The sequence below is a fragment of the Marivirga salinae genome (assembly GCF_030503855.1).
GTDB lineage: Bacteria > Bacteroidota > Bacteroidia > Cytophagales > Cyclobacteriaceae > Marivirga > Marivirga salinarum.
This window is the reverse complement of record NZ_CP129971.1, coordinates 2,748,557-2,769,531: the sequence shown is the minus strand read 5'-3', so window position 1 is coordinate 2,769,531 and position 20,975 is coordinate 2,748,557. Positions and strand designations below refer to the sequence as shown.

Genomic DNA, 20,975 nt, shown 5'->3' with positions numbered 1-20,975 from the left:
GAATTGCTAAGAAAGTTAGAAGGGACACACGCGAAACGCGTGCGCCAACATGGGAAAATTGCTGGTTCAGAGCGGGATGCCTGAACCAGCAGGAAAAAGCTTTACTTCTTTATAAATCTTAATTTCTTATTATTAGCAACCATTATGTAAACACCATCTTCTAATTTACTAATATCCAAAATTTCAGGAATTTTATAGCCTTCCATTACTAGTTTGCCATTAAGTGTTAGAATTCTATAGGCCATATTTTCATTTATCCCTTCAAAATGGATTAAATCAGAAACAGGGTTTGGATAAATGCGAACTCCTTCCAGTTTTGATAAATTACTCAAAACTTGTTCGGTAACTTCAATCTCATAATTAGTTGAAGTTTCAAATTCTGAGTCAGAAACAGTCATAGTAATAGTTGTTGTTCCAAAATTCAAAGGTGTGAAATTTACCTGAATTGAATCATCTGTTATTTGTAAATCTATACCTTCAGGATTAATAATAGCATCATTGGATGAGGTAACATTCATAGATAATTCTTCAACAGCATCATCTACATCTTTAAAATATAATCTGAATGATGATGATTCCAATCCAACTATTTGAAGTGAGCTACCCTCCTGTAAAACAGGTGCGTCATTTACAGGCTTAACCAATAATTGCAGCATATAACCTTTTTCTTCGTGTTCATTTGCTACCATAATTTCAAATTGAGCCTCTCCATTAAAATCGTTTAGAGATTCAATTATCAAGATATTTGAATCAAAACTTAATTCAACATCTTCTACTTCAGATGAAGCGGAATAAGTATTGATCCCATCATCAAAAATATATTCTGTCAAATCAAACTCCGTTGAGCTATCTTCATCTACCTCAACCACTGGTAATTCTTGCAGTAGATATATGGAAGAGTCTGTTACTATATTTAAAGAAATAAATTCATCTGTGTAATTTATTATAGTATTATTAGGAGAGTTACTATTATATGGAAATGCGAATAATTTATAATTTGAAGATGGAGCTAAACCATTAATTTCGAAAGATGATGCGCTACCAGAGTATACTACATATGCCCCATCAATTTGACCACCAACTCCTAATGAAGAATTAGCAGCATAGAAAGAGTTATCTACAGGCAAATCATTTAAAGTGCTGCTACTATCTTCTTTTAATAAAACAATATAGCCTGAAGCTGTTAAATCTGATTGAGAAACCCTTATGTTGGAATACCCAGTTTCTTGAATATTTAAATTAAAATCATTAATTGAAGGACTGGAAACGGAATTATTGTAGTGTATAAATGTATTTCCATAATTAAGTCTTTTAGAGAAAAAATCGACTTTACCATCCTCGTTGATATCGTCAAATATTCGATAAACTTGACCAGAAGCATCAATATCAACTGAAATCTTTTCATAAGTGCTGTTTATATTTTCAAAAACTTCTTGAGAAGAAAAGGAATATCCACTAACCAGAATATCCTTATCCTCATCATTATCTAAATCCAAAATATCTATATGAATAGCCTGGTAAATATCTAATTCAAATTCCTCTGATAAATTAAATCCTAACTGTCCATCATTCAGATATATTTGTAATTTTTCAGTGTAATCAGTTTGATTTTCAACAGTTAATAATAAATCTTTATCACCATCAAAATCATAATCAAAAATTCTTACAGAATTGACATTTTGCCCTACTTCAATATTTGACTCGGTAAATGCGCCCGTTCCATCATTTATTAATATTGAAACATTTTGAGATTCATAATTTGCCGTTACAATATCTTCTGATCCATTACCTGATATATCCCCCAGATCAATTGCTGTTATTCCATTTCCGTTTTGGATAGATATAACATTTTCAGAATTAAAATAGTCGTCAGTATCCCCAGAATTAGGATGAACAATTACTATTTCTTCATAAAAAAACATAAAGGTTAAAAATTCTTTTACTCCATCATTATTTAAATCAGTTTCGAAAAAGGTATCACCATATGGAACATATTTCCATTGAACTGGTTCTTCAAAATCTCTATTACCCAATCCTTTCATTAGATATAGTTCAGAATTTCCACCAGATAAATTTGCCTTATAATAAAAGACATCCAATAAACCATCATTATCTACATCAAAAATATTCAAATTTTCGCTACCCCTTTGAATGGGATGTTTGATTGGCTCTCCATTAAGATTGTTTTTATAATTATAAGTAATGTTTATAGAGCCAGAAGTTGCTATAGATACTAAATCTTTATTTCCATCATTATCCATATCAAATGATGATATACCATTAGATTGATTATAAAATTCTCCAGAAGATATCTCTTTAATTTCCTGATTTTGATCTGTATATATTAAATCATAAACCCCAGAATTATAAGTTAAAATATCGATGAAGCCATCTTGATCAAAATCATCAAAAAGTAATTTATCGACAAATCTAATTCCAGTATGCCCTATTGTTTGTAGTTGGTCAATAGTGCCACTTTGATTTCTTAGGTAAGCTAGTCGGTCTTGTTGATCTCTAAACACTACGTCTAAAGTATTATTTTGATCGATGTCAACTAGTTTTGGCGATCTTACATTGATAAGGGTTAAGGATTCTGTTATGTTGGTTTTAATAAATCCACCATTATCATAAATGAGACTATAAACATTATTTTGATTTCTGAAAATAAAATCAGTAAAGCCATCTAAATTGATATCACCATAAGAAATTATATTGGATGTATATTCAGTTTCAACAGAATATACCTGTTCAAATTCCTGATTTTGACCAATAGTATAAATATTAAAACTATTATTTCCAGTTGCAACTATATCTAAATCACCATCCTTATCATAATCAACCGCTTCTATTCCAGTTACCGCTTCTTGTTGAATTTCTACATCAAAACCATCAATACCTGAAGTCCAATCCTCCACATAGCCAAATCGACTTCCTTCTGAATAAAAGAGCTCGAAGGAATCATCGTTATTAATATCTATAAACTTTGCAAAATAAATAGACGTTATCTCTCTTCTGTAATCAATTGAAAACCCATCTTCTGAACCTTTAATAAAATAAATGTATGATTTCAACGTCTCCTCTGAATCAAATGCAACAATACCAAAATCTAAGTGGCCGTCTCCATTATAATCTACAAAATTTGTAATACTGTGTATTGAAATATTGTCTAAATCAATAATTAAACTTTTACTAGAAATTGATTTATCTTGAAAATTTTTCTTTGAATAAATCTTATTATCCAATTTATAAACTAATTCGTTTTGTCCATCTTCATCAATATCTACCAATTCAGCAAATGTTGATTGTTCAGTATTAAATTGAATCGTATCACTTGGTTGGAAACTAATTTGAGCCTGTGAATTTATAGAGATTACAAAAAAGACTACAATGGGAAAGAATAAATATTTCTTCATTTTGGTTAAATTTATCTTCAATGATAAACCTAAAGAATAGTACCACCAATTTTTATTTATAAAAGAAATAATAAATCTTGGAACCTTTTTAAAAATATTAGATTAATACAATCTTGATAAGGCTATTTCCAAAAATTCAAGTGGAATAAGTTTAATCTAAACTACACTAGGAGTAAGTATCTTCATTTTGATTATCCTAAAATGTATTTATTCATGCATCACACAATTATGAATATATTACTAAGAATCACTTAACTTTGCCTCAACTCCAAAATCGTAATCTCAGGCGGGATGCCTATCCGTCCAGGATAACCAAGGTACCCGTATCCCCTATTGACATATAAACTTTGATTGTCTTCCTGATAAAGTCCTGCCCATTGTTTGTACACATATTGTGATGGACTCCACTTAAAGCCAGGTATTTCTATTCCAAATTGAAATCCGTGGGTGTGGCCAGCTAACATTAAATCTATATCGGGATAGTCTTTTCTGATTTGGGCATCCCAATGGCTGGGATCATGAGAAAGTAATATTTTGGCTGGTAAATCTTCTGTACCTGCATAGGCTTTGCTGATATTACCATATTTGGCAAATCTGCCTGCTCCCCAGTTTTCAACACCTAAAATAGCTAAAGGCTCTTTATCTACTTTTAAAACTCTATTTTCATCCAATAACAAATCCCAGCCCATTATTTTATGGGCTTCTTTTACATCTGCTAGATTTTGGGCTTTGGCTTTTTCACTGCTCCAGTTTTTATAGTCGCCATAATCGTGATTTCCTAGAGTAGAATACACGCCTAAATCTGCCTTGAGCTTTGAAAAAATGGGGATATATTTCTCTACCTCATCGGCTTCATTATTCACCAAATCACCAGTAAAGAAAATCATATCAGGCTTTTCAGCCATCAGCATATCCACTCCTCCTTCAACTGCTACCTTATTCCAAAAACTACCGCTATGGATATCCGACAGCTGGGCAACTTTCACTCCATGCCAAGCTTTAGGAAGATTGGGAATTATGATGGATTTTCTTCTAATGCGGTAATCGTGTGCTCCTGAAATAATACCAAAACTCATTGCTGCTAATGGCAGACCGCCTGCCACTAAAGCTGATTTAGCAAAAAACTCAGACCTGCTTATTTTTTGTCCTTCTATACCACTTTTTGAATTATTTAAAAGATCTGTAATCTTGTAGAAACTCCATTGACCCAAGCGAATTACATCCCCAATCAAAAATACCAATAAGGTAATTGTTTTAGAAAGATAATTCATAAAAACCAACACCAACATAAACTGTCGAGCGACTCGTGAAAAGAAATCAGGATTACCAAAATGATATAGAAAAAAACCTAAAAGCGTAACAGCAGTAAATCCCCAATATATCCCAAATGCAATATTCCTCCCTAAAGGAGCAAAGTTTTGAACTGCAATCTTCACAGCTTGAAAGACATATAGATCAATCAAGATGAAAACAACAGCAACTAGCGGTATGAGAATGATTTTTGACATGTGGTGGAGTTGGAAGTTGGAAGTTTGAAGTTGGGAGGGGAAACTTCGAGCTTCCTACTCCCAACTCCTAACTTACCTACCTATCCCAAATTTGGCATTTAACTGATTTGCAATAAGATACATAACAGGCACGATCACTAATGTTAAGAAGGTAGCGAATGTTAAACCGAATATAATCGTCCAACAAATCGGCTCCCAGAACATTACGGAATCTCCACCTAGGTAGAAATCAGGATCGTAACTTGTAAACAATTGAATAAAATCAAAATTGAAACCAATAGCTAAAGGAATTAATCCTAAGACCGTTGTAATCGCGGTTAATAAAACAGGTCTTAGACGAGTTTTACCTGCCAACATCACCGCTTCTTTTACCATCTCATAATTTAGACTCTCGCCTTCCTCTAAGTTCAATTTTTTATTAGATTTACTGATTTCGATGAAATCTATCAATACAATGGCATTGTTTACAACAATTCCTGCAAGTGAAATAATTCCTATCATGGTCATTACAATAATGAAATCCATCTGGAATGCAACCAATCCAAGGAATACACCAATCGTACTGAATATTACAGAACTCATGATAATAAATGGAGCAGTTAATCTATTGAACTGAGCCACTATAATTAAAAAGATTAAGAATACCGCCAGCAATAAAGCCACACTTAAGAATTCCAATTCCTCAGCTTGTTCTTCTTGTTCTCCGGTGAATTTCACTTCATATCCTGCAGGAACCTCAAAATCTTTCATGGCCGCTTTCAACTGATTATTAACATTAGTGGCATTATATCCATCTAAAATATTAGAATAAACAGTCACTACCCTATCCATTTCTTTTCTATTGATAGAACCATAAGTACTCGTATATTCTACATCTGCCACCGCACTGATTGGTACTTGATTCACTTTACCTGAAGACTGATCTCTATAAGTAATCTTTTTATTAATCAATGCATTCACGTCATAGCGATATTCATCATTATAGCGCAGCTGAATTTCATAATCATCCTCTCCCTCTTTATATTTAGAGATTTCCTTTCCGAAAAGGCCAGTCCTAATTTCATTGGCAATAGTTGCGGTACTCAATCCAAATCTTCTTGAACTTTCTCTATCAATATTGATGGTTAATTCAGGTTTTCCGACCTCCAAATCACTTTTTAAATCTTCAATTCCACCAATACTTTGATTATTAATGAAAACTGTTAAATCTTCTGTGATTTGAATGAGTTTATCATAATCCTCTCCAATAATTTCAATATTAAGTGGCTTACCCGTTGGCGGACCTGCCTGATCTTTATCTACTGTTATAGAAACACCTGCATATTTATCGGCTACAACATCCCTGATTTCATTCATTACTTTAGTGGTAGAAATTCCATCTCTATATTTAAATTCCACAAAGTTAACGGTGATTCTAGCTTTATTAGGCGTATCGGATTGTCCCATTGCAGTTGGGTCACTTGGGTCACTCGCACCTCTACCAACATTCGCAACTACAGATTCTACAATATCACTATAAGGTTCAATAACCTTTTTTACATCCTGCTCAATTTTAGTAGAAAATTCATTAGTATGTTCTACATCAGTTCCAACAGGAAATTCAACAAATACATTGACATATTTAGGTTCATTTTCTGGGAAGAATAAAACATTTGGAGTAAAAGCTCCCAATAACATTACGGAACCAATCAAAGCCAAGACTGTACCTCCAAGAAAATAATATGGATTCCAACCCCTAACTGCAAATCCTAGTGTTCTAGAATATAAGCTTTCCAGTGCCGGTAAAAATCCTTTTTGGAATCTACGAGAAAGTGGCGTTAAAACATATGTATTTAACAATCCTAAAGCTCCAAATAAAATAGCCAAATTACCAAGAGCATATACTTTCAGTAGAATAAAGATTGCACCTATAGCAAATGATATGAGAGCAATTCTCCAAACTCTTTTATAATTGAGTTTACCACCTTCATCTATTCTCATAAAAGAAGCGATAAATACCGGATTGATCACCAAGGCCACGAATAATGATGATCCTAAGGTGATAATCAAAGTAATTGGCAAGTATTTCATAAACTCACCAATTAGGCCTGGCCAAAAAGCCAATGGTAAAAATGCAGCCAAAGTAGTTGCCGTTGATGAAATAATCGGTAAGGCAACTTCTCCCACACCAATTTTAGTAGCTTGAATTGGAGAATATCCTTCCTCCATTAAACGATAAACATTTTCGACTACCACAATTCCATTATCCACCAACATACCAAGGGCCATGATCAGAGAGAATAACACGATCATATTAATGGTAATCCCTAATGCTCCTAAAATCATAAAAGCCATGAACATAGACATCGGAATAGCGATTCCAACGAAAAGTGCATTTCGAGTTCCTAAAAAGAATAAAAGCACTATAACAACCAAGATCACACCTGAAATGATATTATTCTCCAGACTGCTTACTTGATCACGAGTCTGTTGTGATTGATCATTTGTAATGGTCACTACCAAATCTTCAGGAAAAACCTCTTTTTTCGCTTTTTCTACTACCTCATATATTTTATCGGTAAGAATCAGTAAATTTTCACCGCTTCTTTTAACGGCATCCACCATCACAACCGCCTCATTATTTAAGCGAGCATAACTTTGCTTTTCTTTATAATCAAATTCTATTTCAGCTATATCTTTTAGGTAAACAATATTTTCGTTTTCATTTTTGATAATCAGGTTTTCTAAAGCCTCAGGGTTTTCATATTCACCTGAAATAGATACAGTTCTTCTGATATCACCCATTTTAATATTTCCGCCTGACATCGTCATGTTCTCTTGTTGAACAGCAGTTTCAATATCATTAAAGCTGATTTTACGCGCTTCCATTTCTAGTGGGTCCACCATAATACGAACTTCCTTCTCATCAACCCCACGAATTTCAGCTTTGGACATTTCAGGGAATTTCTCCATTTCCTCTTCCAAATATTCTGCATAGGAATTCAAGGTCTCCACACTATAATTTCCCGAAAGGTTAATATTCATAATCGGGAATTCAGCCACATTCAACTCAAACACATTTGGGTCATCCTGTAAGTCAGAAGGTAACTCAGAATTTGCCTGATCTACAGCATCTTTTACTTCTTGCAAAGCTTCATCAACATCCGTATCAGTGGTAAATTCAATAATAATGGTGGAGAAATCCTGCACTGAAGTGGATTTAATATTGTCCACAGATGAAATAGTGTTGATTTCCTTTTCCAACGGACGGGTAATCAATTTCTCCATATCGGCTGGTGAGTTACCAGGATGAAGTGTTCCTACATAAATGGTAGGTTGTGCTATCTCAGGGAAGTTTTCTTTAGGTAAATTGATATAAGAAATTACACCTAAAACCACAATAAGGAAAGCCAATACGTAAACAGTAGTTCGGTTATTTACCGATAAGGTGGTAAGCCCAAACTCCTTTTCTACTTTCTTTTTATTTTGATCGCTCATAAATATCTTTTTTCGAAATTATTGTGCTAAACGGACTGCAATACCATTTACTGCTTCTCTATATCCTTCTGAAATGATGGTATCTCCAGATTTGATTCCCTTTAATATCTCAGTTTTGCCATCGTAAGATTTACCTCTTTCAACTCTTACTTTTTCAGCTTTCTTCTGGTTATTTTCAGATTTCACTATGTATACAAAGTCACCAATATTATCTTGCTGAACTACATAAGAAGGAACAACAATAGCATTCTCATTTTCATAATCTACTAATGTTAATTTAGCAAATTGATTGGGCTTCAATTTATCAACAAACTCATTTACCTTCACCTCTAGTTGAAAAGTTCTATTTGCAGGATTAATCACATAACTCACTGAGCTTACTACCGTTGTGAAAGATTTTTTAATAGATGGCAAATAGACTTCTACTGAATCTCCCATATCAAAATCATTGATATATTCTTCTGAAACATCAGATTTAAGATACATTTCTTCCTGACTCACCATATTTAAAATAGGCATGCCTGGCTGTACTAATTCGCCAGTATTCACATTTACATCATTAATCCTTCCGTTAAAAGGAGCTTTAAGATAAGCCATATCCAACTGAGATTGTGCTGTTGCCAGTTGTCTCTCAAGAGACTCTTTTCTATTTTTAGCTTCCAAATATTGTACTTCAGTACCAATTTTTTGTTCCCAAAGATTTTTCTGCTTTTTAAATATGGTGGTGGCTAAATCTAAAGCAGTTTTCAATTCCTTAATGCTATTTTCTGTTGTAGCAGCATCCAATTTCACTAATAATTGATTACGCTTCACCATATCTCCAGGCGAAACATTTATTTGGGTAACTCTGCCCATAGTTTCAGCACCCATCGTAATATTCCTGCGAGAGGCTACTTCACCTTGAACCTGAATTTTATGTTGAAAATCCTGTGGTTTTACCTTTTCTGATTTAATTAAAACAGACTGATCAGATTTTTTAGAAAATTCAGGATCCAATTCTGCAATTTCATCTTGAAGCTCAGCAGCTTCAATTGTTTTTGACTGAATATCTTTTTCTATTCTCTCAAGTTTTGATTTCAGTTTTTCCACATCCGAATTTCCTCCGCAAGCTCCCATTAAAACTGCAAGGGCAATTATTAAAATTGAATTTTTCATTTTTATAGTTCTTCTCATTTTTATCAAATCAATACAATATTCCTAAAGCTTTTTCTAATTCTATTTTGGCTATTACAGCATCATAAAGTGAACTGTAATAATTGGTTTCTGCTTCCTTTTTTGAAGTCTCAGCATCCAATAATTCTCGACTGCTGGCCATTCCATTTTTATATTTTGTTTCTACTTGTTCATATACCGAATTTGCCAATTCCATATTTTGTTCTTGTACATCCAAGCTTTCCTTTGCAGATTTTAAATCATCCTTAGCTTGTTTAATTTCCATATTTATGGAGCTTTTTAGTTGCTCTTTTTGAATTTCAATTTGTTCAATTTGAATTCGGTTTTTTTCCATTTTGCTAGAGCGGTTCAAACCTGTGAATATATCCCATGTTAATGAAACTCCCACTGCTCCGAATTCTAACCAATTATCACTAAAATTAAATAGATCCCCAGTAGAGTTCACCCCGGTATTATATCCATAATTGAAATTAGCGTATAGTTTAGGTAAATGAGTGGCTTTATTATTTCTCAAATCCAGATTAGCTAAATCTTGATTAGTTTGTAAAATCGAATATTCAGTTCGCTCTCTGAAGTCAAAATTTTCAGATTTGCCTAAATATTCTTCTGCTTCCAAAGTTAAATTAGAAATATCCCCCGATAAAGCTAAAGGAGAATTCAAAGGCATTCCCATTTGAAATTTTAGCATATCCATGGTCATGTCATAACTTCTTTTGGCTTTATTATTTTCTGTTTGAATGTTATTGTAATTAACTGTAATTCTATCAACATCAATTTTCTCAGCAAAGCCATTTTCATATAAAGCCTTGGTTTCTTTCAAAACTCTATCTAATTGATTTTGATTGGCATCGAGTAGTTTCAAACGCTCTTCGGTTATCAGAACCAAATAATATGCTTTAGTAATGGCTTCAACTGTCTCAATTTCTGACTGATTAGATTCTTTTTGCCTCAATTCTCTAAGAGTTTTGGCAGCTTGTAGTCCTACAAAGTAAGATCCATCAAATAAAAGTTGTGAAACAGAAGCAACTGCATTCCCATCATATTCAGGGCTAAATTGCACTGGTGTAAATCCTTCTGCATTAGGATCTCCGGTAATGATGGAGTTAGGTAAAAAGGCTCTTTGAATTTGGTAATTATAATTCACTCCTGATTGAAATTTCACTTGTGGTAAGCCCTGTGAGCGAGTTTCACCCACTTGTGTTTCAGCTATTGCTTCTTCCAATCTGGTGGTTTTCAAATTACGATTGTTTTCCAATGCATAATTCACGCATTCTTCCAAACTCATTGGTTTGATAATCTCCTCTTGTGCCATTATGCCTATTGGCATTAAAAAAATCGCAGCACATAAAATTCTGATTTTGTTAAGCATCATGCTCTTCATTTAAATATTGGTTATATTTTTCTTTTCCTTTTTCAGTTAAAATCCCATGTAAAAAATGATCAAACAATTGTTCGTGAATCTCCTTAAAGTCAAATTTATCTCTGGGAAATATTTCATTGTTAAAAGCTAATTGAGCTTGCTCAATTCTTTGTATTACGAGTATTTCAGTATTGATTTCTTTTCTAAAAAAACCTGAAGCTATTCCATCCTCAATGATTTTTGTCATCCTGTCCTTTATAAAAGTGTTTTTAAATTCTAAAAACCTTTTATGTGCTTTTGGGAAATAGCGTTGTAAATCATATAAAACAGTGGGATTTACTGCCTCTACTTGCAATTTCATGCACTTGGATATTTTGTACATAGCTTCAATTGAGTTTTTACTATTATCCAATACTTTCTCAATCTCATTTCTATGATCAGAAAAATGTTCATGAACTGATTTAAAAACAATGCTATTTTTATCACTAAAGAACTGATAGATCGTTTTTTTACTTACGCCTACTTTTCTAGCTATGTCGTCCATGGTGATGGACTTCAAGCCAAATTGCATAAATAAACTTTTTGCTCCCTCTAATATATTTTTCTCTGTACTCAAATTACTATATTGCGTTTTGTACTAAGGAAACTTGAATTAGATTAAAAGTTTCCTCGGTTTCCAACGGACAAAGGTAGCTTTTGTTTACAAATTTTTATACATATCAAAATAAATTTTCAATCTGTTGATATACAGATAGTTGAACATATTTTGATTTTTCCGTAATAATAATTTTAAATTCCGTTGATAATATTAAAACAGACAATACTTTTTCGTAAATGAGATTTGGCCATATAAAATTTGGAGAAAATATTTTACACTATTCTATTGCAGGAAATGGTAAAACACCACTTTTAGCCTTTCATGGCTTCGGTCAGTCAAAAGAAGTTTACAATTCATTTTCTGAATTATTAGGAGAAAAATATACAGTTTATGCTTTTGACATCTATTATCATGGCAAAAGCGAATGGAAAGACAGAAATCAAGCTTTAGAAAAACAAGATTGGGAAGAAATTTTAAAAATGTTTCTTCAAAAACATGAAATCAATGAATTTGCTGTTGTTGGGTATAGTATGGGTGGAAAATTTGCATTGGCAAGTCTGGAATTATTCCCTAGAAAGATTAAAGAGTTTCTTTTAATAGCTCCTGATGGAATTAAAACTTCCTTTTGGTATAGTTTAGCTACTTATCCCAATTCTTTCAGAAGATTTTTTAGAGCTATGATTGTGCAGCCAAAGTATTTTTATCAAATATTAAAATTCACAAAAAAATTAGGTTTGGTTGACAAAAGCTTGTTGAAGTTTGCCAATACGCAAATGAACACTCGTAAAAAAAGACGAAGAGTTTATTTGACTTGGGTAGTGTTTCGTCATCTTAAATTTGATTTAAAACTAATCGCCTTTCTTATTAACCAAAATAAAATCCCCACCATGATGTTCACAGGTAAATATGATAAAATTATCACAGCCGAGAACATGATGGATTTATTAAAGCATGTAAAAGAATATGAGCATGTGATTTTGGAAGCCGGTCACAATACATTGATAGCGGATACTGCAAAGCATTTAAGCGCAAAGCGCTAAAGTTGACAGGTTGGCGAGTTAGCAGGTTGACAAGTTAATATGCTATTACGTTAGCGTTTTTAATACACCCACTTTTTACAAGTTTTGTTAACCTCTAATTCTTATTGTTAATTTTTCACATGGCTCTAACAAACTTGCTAACCTGATAACTTGAAAACCTGACAACTTATTTGAGCATTCTCTATTCTAAATAATGGATAATTTCTAACTTTGCAGCTTTATTTCTTCCACCTACATAAAACACATTATGCTTAGCTTTTTTCAGGGTAAAAATCATCAAATTTACGCTTTAGGACATCAAAATCCATTTTCAGATACAGACTTAGAAAAACTTTTATGGCTACTGGATGCTGAAAAAACAATCCCTTCGTCTGAACTAGCAGGTATTTATGTTGGCCCTCGTAAAGAAATGGTGAGTCCATGGAGTACTAATGCGGTGGAAATAACGCAAACCATGGGCTTAAATGGCATCTTCAGAATTGAGATGTTTGAAGCGATTGAAAAGCTAACGGATATAATCGACCCTATGCTTCAAGCTAAATATCAAGGCTTAAATGAAGATATCTTTACCATTGAAAAACAACCAGACCCTGTAGAATTAATAGACGACATTACTGCTTATAACGAAAAGGAAGGTTTAGCGCTAAGCAAAGAAGAAATAGAATACCTTGAGCAAGTAAGCAAAGATTTAGATCGCCCATTAACTGACAGTGAGGTTTTCGGATTCTCACAAGTAAATTCAGAACACTGTAGACACAAAATATTTAATGGAACTTTTGTAATCGATGGAAAGGAAATGCCCAATACGCTTTTCCAGATGATTAAAAGGACTTCCAAAGAGAATCCTAATAGAATTGTATCCGCTTATAAAGATAATGTGGCTTATGTAGAAGGTCCTGAAGTGGAGCAATTTGCTTCTCCGAACCCTGAAAAGGCAGATTATTTTCAAAAAAAGAAATTCAAATCCGTTATTTCATTAAAAGCTGAAACACACAACTTCCCAACTACAGTAGAGCCTTTTTATGGTGCTGCAACGGGTTCAGGTGGTGAAATAAGAGATAGAATGGCTGGTGGAAAAGCTGGAATTCCTTTAGCAGGAACTGCTGTTTATATGACTTCTTATTCAAGATTAAAAGGTAATCGACCTTGGGAAAACCACATGGAAGAAAGACCATGGCTTTATCAAAGTCCTGTTGATATTTTGATAAAAGCATCCAATGGAGCATCAGATTTTGGGAATAAATTCGGACAGCCGTTAATTTCTGGTTCTGTATTGACTTTTGAGCATGAACATGCTGGTAAAAAATATGGATATGATAAAGTGATCATGCAAGCTGGTGGAATTGGATATGGAGTAGCAGAGCAAAGCAAAAAAGACGTTCCGCAAAAAGGCGATAAAATTGTAGTAATGGGCGGTGACAACTACCGAATCGGCATGGGCGGTAGTGCAGTTTCTTCAGTTGATACTGGTTCTTTTGCCAATCAAATTGAATTGAATGCAGTTCAACGTGCCAATCCTGAAATGCAAAAAAGAGTAGCCAACGCTATACGTGCAATGGCTGAATCATCAGAAAACCCTATTGTTTCTATTCATGATCATGGTGCTGGTGGACATTTAAATTGTCTTTCTGAATTAGTGGAAGACACAGGTGGTAAAATTGACTTAAGGAAGCTCCCAATTGGAGATACTACCCTATCTGCCAAAGAGATTGTGGGAAATGAATCTCAGGAAAGAATGGGATTAGTAATTAAAGCAAAAGAAATTGCTAAGTTAGAAAAAGTCTCACAACGTGAAAGAGCCCCATTTTATGTGGTAGGTGAAATTACTGGCGATCATCATTTCAGCTTTAAAGATAAAGAGAGCGATAAGAACCCGGTAGACTGGCCATTAGCTTCCATGTTTGGAAGTGCCCCAAAAACTATATTGGCTGACCAAAAACACAACACTACTTTCACTACATTGCAATATGAGGCAACAGAAATTGAAGGTTATATAAAAGATGTTCTAAAATTAGAATCAGTTGCTTGTAAAGACTGGTTGACTAACAAAGTCGACAGATGCGTAACTGGAAAAGTAGCTAAACAACAAACTACTGGACCAATTCAATTACCGTTAAATAATGTTGCCGTAATGGCGCTAGATTTTAAAGGAGAAAAAGGGATTGCTACTTCGATTGGTCATGCACCAGTGAGCGCATTAATTGATCCAAAAGCAGGTTCAGAATTATCCATAGCAGAAGCATTAACCAATATCATCTTCGCTCCTATTCAAGATAGCCTAAAAGGAATCTCATTGAGTGCAAACTGGATGTGGCCTGCTAAAAACGAAGGTGAAAATGCTCGATTATATGAAGCTGTGGAAGCTATCAGTGATTTTGCGGTTGAATTAGGAATCAATATTCCTACAGGGAAAGATTCACTTTCCATGGTTCAGAAATATCCTTCAGGAGAAAAGGTTTACGCGCCTGGAACTGTAATTATTTCTGCAGCTGGGGAAGTTTCTGATATTAGAAAAACATTGGAAACTGCTTTAATCCCAAAAGAAAATAGTCAATTGATTTATATCAATATGGGAAAAGGAAGCTTTGAATTAGGCGGTTCAGCATTTTCTCAAACTCGTGCTTCTTTAGGACAAGAAACTGTTAAAATTAATTCAGCTAAGCATTTCAAAAAAGCATTTGAGATCACTCAGAAATTAATAAATGAAGATAAAATCTTATCCGGTCATGATGTTGGTTCAGGAGGATTAATTACTTCACTATTAGAAACTACTTTCCCTCATCAAAACTTAGGATTAGATTTAAATTTTGATGCTTTTGAGGAAAAAGATATAGTGAAATTATTATTCAGTGAACAGCCAGGCCTATTACTTCAAATCGAAGATGATTCAATAATCAAAGAATTGAAGACTGCAGAAATTGAAGTTATTGCTTTAGGAACAGTCAATAAATCAGGTAAAATCAAGATCAGGAAGGACAATCAAACCATTGATTTAGATGTTGCAAGCTTAAGAGATGAGTGGTATGAAACTTCTTATTTACTAGATGAAAAACAAAGTGGAAAAGATTTAGCAAAATCTCGATTTGACAATTTTAAAAATCAAGGCTTATCATTTGATTTCCCAGAACATTTCAAAGGAACTTTTGAATCATTAGGTTTAGATCCAAATAGAAATTCAGAAAGCGGTATAAAGGCTGCTATTATTCGTGAAAAAGGTGTGAACAGTGAGCGTGAAATGGCTTATATGATGTATATGGCTGGTTTTGATGTGAAAGACATCCATATGACCGATTTAATGAGTGGAGAAGAAGATCTATCAGATGTGAATTTCATAGTATTCACGGGTGGGTTTTCTAATTCAGATGTGTTAGGTTCTGCAAAAGGTTGGGCTGGTGCATTTAAATATAATGAAAATGCACAGAAGGCGCTAAAAAACTTCTATAACAGAAAAGACACTCTTAGCATGGGCGTTTGCAATGGATGTCAATTAATGATCGCATTAGATTTGATTTACCCACATCATAAGGAAAAAATCAAAATGGCACATAATAACTCTCATAAATTTGAATGTGGCTTTGTGAATGTTGATGTTCCAGAAAACAATTCTATCATGCTAAGCAGTCTTAAAAATAGCAAACTAGGTATTTGGGTAGCGCACGGTGAAGGGAAATTTGAAATGCCTTTAGCAGAAAGAGAGTATAACATTGCAGCAAAATATAGTTATGGCCAATATCCTGCTAATCCGAATGGTTCTGACTACAATACTGCTGCGCTTTCTTCCGAAGATGGAAGGCATTTAGCCATTATGCCACACTTAGAAAGAAGCATTTTCCCTTGGAATTGGGCAAATTACCCTACTGAAAGAAAAGAAGATGAAATTTCTCCTTGGGTAGAAGCTTTAGTAAATGCTAGAAAGTGGGTTGAAAAAGTAAAATAAATTCAGTTTTATTGAATTGTATTAATTCACCAAGTAAAGTGTGAAAATTTGAAAAATCATTAACAAACTATAATAATTTGAAATTGAACACTTTAATAATCAAATGTTGAAATAAACGTAAATAGCAGAATAAATAAATGAAAAATAAATGATTTTTTTTCAGCTCTTTATTTGCAAATAATAAATCCGTTTTTACCTTTGTATTCCCTTAGCGATAAGGCAAACAAAAATGCCCGATGGTGTAACTGGCAACACGTCTGTTTTTGGTACAGAAGAGTCTAGGTTCGAGCCCTAGTCGGGCAACAAAATCCCGTCCATAATTAGTTAGGACGGGATATTTTATTTTACGCGCAAAAAATAAAAACATGTCCTCCGTTAAAATCTTCTCTGGTTCAGCCTCCAAATACTTATCCGAAAGAATAGCTGCAAGTTATGGCAAACCATTAGGAGATGTAGAATTACAAAAATTTAGTGACGGTGAGCTTTCACCTTATTTTACTGAGTCGATTAGAGGACATCATGTATTCTTAATTCAATCAACCTTCCCTCCTGCTGACAATATCATGGAATTACTTCTAATGATAGACGCAGCAAGAAGAGCAAGTGCCTATAAGGTCACTCTAGTAGTGCCATATTTCGGATATGCTCGCCAAGATAGAAAAGACAAACCTAGAGTTGCCATAGGAGCTAAAATGTTAGCTAATATATTTGAAGCAGCCGGTGCTGACAGAATTGTAACTTGTGATTTACATGCTGGGCAAATTCAAGGTTTTTTCAACATCCCAGTTGATCATATGGATGCATCAGCTATTTTTGTTCCTTATTTACAGGAAAGTATTACTGAAGACACCATTTTTGCCTCACCAGATATAGGAGGTTCAGCAAGAGCAAGAAAATATGCTAAGCATTTTAAAGTGGATATGGTGGTTTGTGATAAACAAAGAAAAAAAGCAAACGAGGTTGACGCAATGCAAGTGATTGGTGATGTTGATGGTAGAGATGTTATTATTTTTGATGACTTAGTTGATACTGCAGGAACTTTATGTAAAGCAGCTGACATGCTGAAAGAAAAAGGTGCTAAGTCAGTACGCGCAATTATTACTCATCCTGTATTATCAGGAAATGCTTATGAAAATATTGCCAACTCAACATTAGATGAGTTGATCACTACTGATACTTTGCCTTTAAAGCAAAAAACAGATAAAATTAAAGTACTTTCGGTAGCTGATATGTTTGCCAAAGCCATTAGAAAAATTCACGATAATGAATCTATCAGTTCATTATTCATTTAAATAGACCCTATTGGGCAATTACTTGAAAATCTTTAGTAATTACCTGATATTCTATATCAAAAGACTGATTATAAGTAAATTAAAAAATAGAGTACAAAAAAATAGTAATTATTCACTTTTAACAAATATATATTATGAAAACTGTTGAGATTATAGGGTATAAAAGAGCAAATCTTGGCAAAAAAGAGGCGAAAAGATTAAGAGCGGAAGCTATGGTTCCTGCCGTATTATACGGTGGTGACGAGCAAATCCACTTTTATGCGCCAATGATTCTTTTTCGCCCGTTAGTATTTACAGCTGAAGCACATTTCGTTAACATCAATATTGAAGGCGATGAGTACCAAGCAATACTACAAGATGTAGCTTTCCACCCAGTAAGTGAAATCATTTTACATGCTGATTTCTTACAATTACACAAAGGAAAGAATATCAAAATGAATATTCCTGTTCATTTGGAAGGTACTGCACCTGGTGTTACCAAAGGGGGTACTTTAATTCACAAAAGAAGAAGTCTTTTAGTGAAAGCTTTACCTAAAAATATGCCTGAGCATATTACTTTAGATATTAGAGCATTAGATTTTGGTAAATCAATCAAAGTTGAATCAGTATCAGTAGAAGATTGTGAGATTTTAGATACTCCACAAGCATCTATTGCTGTTGTTGAAATTCCAAGAGCACTTAGAGGAAAAGCAACTGATGCTGAAGGTGAAGATATTGAAGGAGAAGAAGGAGAAGAAGGAGCTGAAGGCGAAGGAGCTGAAGCACCAGCAGAAGGAGCAGAAAGTTAATTCTCAAAACTCTAAAAAATCATTCAAATCCTGTTCATACTTTATGGACAGGATTTTTTGTTTATATAATAACTACAATTTTTAGTCCTAGTTTTAATATCTTAGCATCATCAAAATAATACTTTTTCCAAGCAACTAATTATCAGAATTTTGGAGACACAATTAAAGAGAATCAATAAATTTCTAAGTGAAGCGGGCTACTGTTCCCGTAGAAATGCAGACAAATTGATAGAAGAAGGTGCTGTTACTATCAACGGAAAAGTTCCTGAAATGGGTACTAAGGTGGGACCCGATGATGAAGTAAGAGTTAAGGGAAAATTGATTACCGAACCAAAATCTGATTTCGTTTATTTAGCTTTTAATAAACCACGAGGTATTGTTTGCACAACAGATACGCGCAGAGAAAAAGACAACATCATAGATTACATCAATTATCCTGAAAGAATTTTTCCTATTGGAAGATTGGACAAATACAGTGAAGGACTTATTCTCTTAACTAACGATGGTGACATTGTCAACAAAATATTAAGAGCCAGAAACAATCACGAAAAAGAATATATCGTTCATTTAAATAAACCCATTAAAGGCGATTTTATTCAAAAAATGGGTGATGGAGTTCCTATTTTGGATACGGTTACTAAAAAATGTTTGGTAGAACAAATAGGCAAAAGCTCTTTTAGAATTATTCTTACACAAGGCTTAAACCGCCAAATCAGAAGAATGTGTGAATTTTTTGATTATAAAGTTGCAGGTTTAAAGCGCATTAGGATTATGAATGTTAAACTAGACTTAGATAAAGGAAAATGGAGGAATCTAACTCCAAATGAACTAAGCGAAATCCAAAAACTGGTAAGCGAATCCGATAAAACCCATGACAATTAGGGGCTTCATATTAACAATACTATTATGCCTTTGCAGTTTTAGCATTTCATTCTCGCAAGAACAACCCACTATCTATTTATTCCCCGGCCAAGGTTCGGATGAGCGCTTATTTGACAGCTTAAAATTCGAAAACCATCAGAAAATAGTCCATATAAAATATCCAATCCCTAAAAAAGGCAGTTCATTGCCTGAATATGCAAAAGGAATTTCTGAGCAAATCGACACAACTCAACATTTCATTCTAATTGGTGTTTCATTAGGTGGTATGATTATTACTGAGCTTAAAGAATATTTAAATCCAGAGAAATCTATTATCATTTCCAGTGCAAAATCCCGATCAGAACTTCCATCTAGATATAGATTTCAAAAAGCAATTCCACTTTATAAAATAGTACCTCCAAAATTAATGTTAGCTGGAGCCAAGTTTCTACAGCCGATAGTTGAGCCAGACAGAAATACCAATAAAGCTACTTTTAAACGCATGCTTGCAAGTAAAGATCCTATATACATGAAACGAACTGTAGAAATGATCATTAAATGGGAAAGGGAAAACCCTCAGGAGAACATTATACATATCCATGGGACAAAAGATCATACAATCCCCATAAGAAATGTTGAGCCAACTCATATAATTGAAGATGGTTCTCATATGATGACTTTAACTCAATCCTCTCCTATTAATAAAATCTTATCTGAATATTTGAATGAGTAAAATACTCGGCACTCCCACAAAAATCATTTATTTTTGCGCTTTGAAAAAAGTAATAGCATTATGAAATGAGCAAAAATATTTGAGGGCAAATTTATACCAACCGCCTGATGAATGTTTCTTGCGAATTCCATCCCTATAAATACGGGACAAGTTGTGACCATTTAAATTAAACACTATACACATGAAATACCTGATTGTAGGTTTAGGAAATATTGGAGCAGAATACGAAATCACCCGCCATAATATCGGTTTTTTAACTTTGGACAGATTAGCTGACCAACAGAAAGTGGAGTTTGAAACTTTGAAATTAGCAATGAAATCAGAGTTCAAATATAAAGGCAGACAAATCCATTTAATAAAGCCTACTACCTACATGAATCTTTCGGGCAAGGCAGTAAACTATTGGATGCAAGAGCTTAAAATTCCTAAAGAAAATATCTTGGTGATTACTGATGACATTGCCTTGCCTTTCGGAAAATTAAGATTGCGTGCAAAGGGTTCCGCTGCAGGCCATAATGGGTTGAAAAATATTGAAGATATGACTGGCGGACAAAATTACGCTCGCTTAAAATTCGGTATAGGTGATGATTTTCATAAAGGTCAGCAAGTAGATTATGTATTAAGTCCCTTTACTCAGCAGGAATTTGATGAGTTGCCGTTTATAATGGATAAAGCCTGTGATATGGTTCTTGGATTTACCACTATTGGTGTCAATAGAACAATGAGTGAGTTTAATGATTAAACCAGCTAACTGCATAGTTTAATTCTTTTAGGTTTCATATGTGTATTTAAAAC

Annotated in this window: 13 protein-coding genes and 1 tRNA gene; 8 read left to right on the top strand and 6 right to left on the bottom strand. The window is 33.8% G+C overall.

Features of this window, described 5'->3' with window-relative positions; genetic code table 11:
- Positions 1–101 precede the first annotated feature (101 nt).
- From QYS49_RS11635 to QYS49_RS11610, 6 genes are all read right to left on the bottom strand, one after another.
- Complete coding sequence (locus QYS49_RS11635) at positions 102–3,413, bottom strand: FG-GAP-like repeat-containing protein (RefSeq protein ID WP_308347429.1); 3,312 nt, start codon at positions 3,411–3,413, stop codon at positions 102–104.
- Between the two features lie 251 nt (positions 3,414–3,664).
- The gene (locus QYS49_RS11630; protein ID WP_308347427.1) at positions 3,665–4,921 is read right to left on the bottom strand and encodes a metallophosphoesterase; all 1,257 of its coding nucleotides are present in this window, start codon (positions 4,919–4,921) and stop codon (positions 3,665–3,667) included.
- A 72-nt stretch (positions 4,922–4,993) separates the two neighbouring features.
- Positions 4,994–8,398 (bottom strand): efflux RND transporter permease subunit, encoded by a 3,405-nt coding sequence (locus tag QYS49_RS11625; protein WP_308347426.1) that lies wholly within the window; start codon positions 8,396–8,398, stop codon positions 4,994–4,996.
- 18 nt (positions 8,399–8,416) lie between these two features.
- Positions 8,417–9,553, bottom strand: coding sequence for an efflux RND transporter periplasmic adaptor subunit (locus QYS49_RS11620; protein ID WP_308347424.1), 1,137 nt, complete (start codon positions 9,551–9,553; stop codon positions 8,417–8,419).
- Between the two features lie 28 nt (positions 9,554–9,581).
- Complete coding sequence (locus QYS49_RS11615; RefSeq protein ID WP_308347422.1) at positions 9,582–10,943, bottom strand: TolC family protein; 1,362 nt, start codon at positions 10,941–10,943, stop codon at positions 9,582–9,584.
- Entirely contained in the window at positions 10,933–11,547 is a 615-nt protein-coding gene (locus QYS49_RS11610) for a TetR/AcrR family transcriptional regulator (protein ID WP_308347421.1), read from the bottom strand. Before QYS49_RS11610 ends, QYS49_RS11615 begins: the two co-directional genes overlap by 11 nt.
- Before the next feature lie 218 nt (positions 11,548–11,765).
- Between QYS49_RS11610 and QYS49_RS11605 the strand changes: the two genes are divergently transcribed.
- From QYS49_RS11605 to pth, 8 genes are all read left to right on the top strand, one after another.
- Positions 11,766–12,569: an alpha/beta fold hydrolase gene (locus QYS49_RS11605; protein ID WP_308347420.1), complete on the top strand. Its 804-nt coding sequence runs from the start codon at positions 11,766–11,768 to the stop codon at positions 12,567–12,569.
- Between the two features lie 247 nt (positions 12,570–12,816).
- Complete coding sequence (purL, locus tag QYS49_RS11600; protein WP_308347418.1) at positions 12,817–16,506, top strand: phosphoribosylformylglycinamidine synthase; 3,690 nt, start codon at positions 12,817–12,819, stop codon at positions 16,504–16,506.
- 230 nt (positions 16,507–16,736) lie between these two features.
- Positions 16,737–16,809, top strand: a tRNA-Gln gene (locus QYS49_RS11595).
- A gap of 62 nt (positions 16,810–16,871) precedes the next feature.
- Positions 16,872–17,798: a ribose-phosphate pyrophosphokinase gene (locus QYS49_RS11590; protein ID WP_308347417.1), complete on the top strand. Its 927-nt coding sequence runs from the start codon at positions 16,872–16,874 to the stop codon at positions 17,796–17,798.
- Positions 17,799–17,932: 134 nt separating this feature from the next.
- Entirely contained in the window at positions 17,933–18,586 is a 654-nt protein-coding gene (locus QYS49_RS11585) for a 50S ribosomal protein L25/general stress protein Ctc (protein WP_308347416.1), read from the top strand.
- Between the two features lie 150 nt (positions 18,587–18,736).
- A complete protein-coding gene (rluF, locus tag QYS49_RS11580; protein WP_308347414.1) occupies positions 18,737–19,468 on the top strand; it encodes a 23S rRNA pseudouridine(2604) synthase RluF in 732 nt (243 codons plus the stop codon).
- Complete coding sequence (locus QYS49_RS11575; protein WP_308347413.1) at positions 19,458–20,180, top strand: alpha/beta hydrolase; 723 nt, start codon at positions 19,458–19,460, stop codon at positions 20,178–20,180. The genes rluF and QYS49_RS11575 overlap by 11 nt, the downstream gene beginning before the upstream one ends.
- A 181-nt stretch (positions 20,181–20,361) precedes the next feature.
- Entirely contained in the window at positions 20,362–20,922 is a 561-nt protein-coding gene (pth, locus tag QYS49_RS11570; RefSeq protein ID WP_308347412.1) for an aminoacyl-tRNA hydrolase, read from the top strand.
- Positions 20,923–20,975: the final 53 nt, after the last annotated feature.